The organism is Elioraea rosea (assembly GCF_007644105.1).
Taxonomy (GTDB): domain Bacteria; phylum Pseudomonadota; class Alphaproteobacteria; order Acetobacterales; family Acetobacteraceae; genus Elioraea_A; species Elioraea_A rosea.
In genome coordinates this window covers 1-2,564 of record NZ_VFAC01000084.1, presented here as the reverse complement: position 1 = coordinate 2,564, position 2,564 = coordinate 1, and the positions used below count along the sequence as shown (strand labels likewise).

The following is a 2,564-nucleotide window of genomic DNA, read 5'->3' as shown; positions in this document are numbered from 1 at the left end:
GCAGCCGCCGCTGCACCCCCCTCGGCCGGGGCCGCGCCAGGTGCCGCGGCGACACCTTCGCCCGCACGTGCGGCACCGACCTCCTCCGCACCGCCGCTACCTCCGCCGCCTCCCGTGTCGCGGGCCGCGCCTGCCGGGCGCCCGGCCTGGTGGTGGCTCGTGCCCGCCGCGCTCGTCATCGCGCTGCTGTTCCTTCTGCTCGGCGTGTGGCTCGGGCTCAGGATGTGCTCATCCCAGTTCGCAGGCGTCGAGCTCCAGGCAGGCCTCGTGAACGAGGCGGAGACGCGCGCGGCGATCGAGCGGCAGAGGGCGGCCAACGCCCGGCTCGAGCGGGAGATCGAGGCGGCCCGCGCGGCGCTGCAGGGCGAGATCTGCCGTCCCGCGGGGCCACTCGCCCCGTTCGCGCCTCCGGCGGAAGGCCAGCCTCCCCAGGGCCAGCCGCCCCAAGGCCAGGCTCCCGCAGGCGCGGCGCCCGCCTCCGGCGGAAGCGAGCAGGGCGCAGCGGCTGGTGGCACGAGCGAGGAGCCCGAAGGCGAACCGAAGGCGCCCGAACCCGCGCCGCAGCAGAACTGACGCGCCGCACCGATGGCCGAGACAAGCCTGATCGCGACGACGGAGGCAGCGGGGCTCCGCCCGCTCGCCGTCGGCGGCCAGGGCGTGACGGGCGCGGCCTGGCAGATCGCTGCGCATCTGCGGCGCGCCCGCGGGCCGGACCATGCCGCCCTGTTCGCCGAGCCGACGGCCGATGCCGCCCGCGGCATCATCGACTGGTACGCCCCGGGCGAAGGCGATGCCGTGCCGCTCGCCTCGCTCGAGCCGGGCGCGCGGGCAGAGGCAGAGGCACGCCTCGCCTCGCTGTTTGCCGACATCTCCGCCGAGGCGACGGCGCTGAAGGCGAGCCCGCGCGAGGGAGACAAGCTTCTCGGCGAGCTTCTCTCCCTTGCCATGCGGGTACCCGACCCCTCCTACATCCGCGTTCGGAATGGCCGGCCCGTGCTTGTCGCCTGGGGGCACGAAGCGGGGGGCCGTTCGGTCGGCCCCGAGCTGCTCGACAAGCCCGCAGACCTTCCGCCGCTGCGAAGGCCCATCCTGTTCCCGCGCAGAACCGAGGCCGCCGCAGCCCGCGCCTGGCCCTGGCTTCTTCTCGCCTCGCTTCTTGCGCTGCTCCTCCTGCTGCTTCTTCTGCTGTTCTGGCGCAACCCGTTCGGCTGGTTCGCCATGGCCCCGCCCGGCTGCTCTGTCGAGCCGGCAGGCATCGCCCTTCTCGAGGAGCAGCGCGAGGGCGCGGATCGGTTCGTGCATCTGCAGGAGGATCTTGCCCGTGCCCGCCGCGCGCTCGGCGATGCGCGGCTTGCCTGCCCGCCGGTACGCCGGCAGGCCGAGGCGCCGCCGCCCCCGCCGCGCAACGAGGACGCGGAGCGTGCGAGGCGCGAAGGCGGCCGCGAGGGCCAGGTACAGGTGATCCTCGCCTGGGACGACCGCAACGATCTCGACCTCGCCATCGTCTGCCCAGACGGGCAGAGAATCTATTTCGAAAATCGAAGGGCTTGCGGGGCAGAACTGGACGTTGACATGAACGTCGAGGGCGGACCGAGGGCCGTCTCGAACCGCCCGGTCGAGAACGTCACCTGGCCGTCCACGCCGGCCAACGGCCGGTACAGGATCGAGGTGACGAACTACTCGCGCGCCTCGGGCGGCCCCGCGACCTCTCCGTTCCGCGTGACCATCCGCCGCCCCGGCCAGCCTGACCAGGTACTTCGCGGAAACGCAGCGGTCGGGCAGACCGTGCGCGTCGGCGAGTTCAGCGTGCCATGACGCGCCACCTCCTCCTCCGCGAACGCCGCGCCGCGCTCTCCCCGCTCTTGCCCTCGGGCTGGGACGAGGCGCGCGCCCGCGAGGCGCTCTCGTCGCTCGCCACGCGCGCGCTCGGCAAGGAATGGGCGGGCCTGTTCGCCGAAGCCCAGGCCGACGGCGACGCCACCGCCTGGTACGCAGAGGGCGGCGAGCTCCGCCGCTACACCGAGCTCTCCGCGGAGGAGCGCGGCGAGCTCCGCGCCTCGCTCGGCCAGGCCTTCTCCGAGCTCCGCCGCGCGGCGGAGCGGGAGGGCGGTGCGCTCGTCCCCCTCGTCGCCGCGGCTCGGGAGATCCCGTCGTGGGACGCTGCCTCGGCGATCGACGGTCGCCCCGTGCTCGCCGCGTGGGGAAGCTCGGCGGCCGGCGCCGCGCCGCGCGGGCTGATCGCCGCGCTCGATGACGGCATCGCCGGCGTGCCGCCGTCGGGCTTTCCCACCGGGCCGGTGGCGGCCTCGCTTGGCGCGCTCGCCCTCTTCGCCCTGCTTGCCTGGGCGCTGCTTCCCTGGTGGGGCTGGATCGCCGTGCCGCCGATGCCGACCTGCCGGGTCGCACCCGGAAGCCTCGCCGCGATCGAGGGCGCACTCGCCGGCGAACGCCGCGAAGGCGAGCTCGCGGCCGAGCTCGGCCGGCTGCAGGGCGAGCTCGGGCTTCGCCAGGCGGAATGCCCGATCCGCGAGCTCCCACCCGAGCCGCCGCCCCCGCCGCCGCCG

General features: G+C 75.1%; 2 protein-coding genes and 1 pseudogene. All 3 read left to right on the top strand.

What is annotated here, in order from left to right; genetic code table 11:
* Positions 1-573, top strand: a pseudogene (locus tag FIF60_RS21375) (hypothetical protein); the annotation flags it as partial.
* A gap of 12 nt (positions 574-585) precedes the next feature.
* Entirely contained in the window at positions 586-1,815 is a 1,230-nt protein-coding gene (locus FIF60_RS21370; RefSeq protein WP_144300308.1) for a hypothetical protein, read from the top strand.
* On the top strand, positions 1,812-2,564 hold a 753-nt coding region (locus FIF60_RS21365; RefSeq protein WP_204251281.1), incomplete at its 3' end, for a hypothetical protein. The genes FIF60_RS21370 and FIF60_RS21365, both read left to right, overlap by 4 nt.

Coding starts and splice junctions, on each gene's coding strand:
- FIF60_RS21370 (WP_144300308.1), top strand. CDS start 586: ATGGCCGAGACAAGCCTGATCGCGACGACGGAGGCAGCGGGGCTCCGC.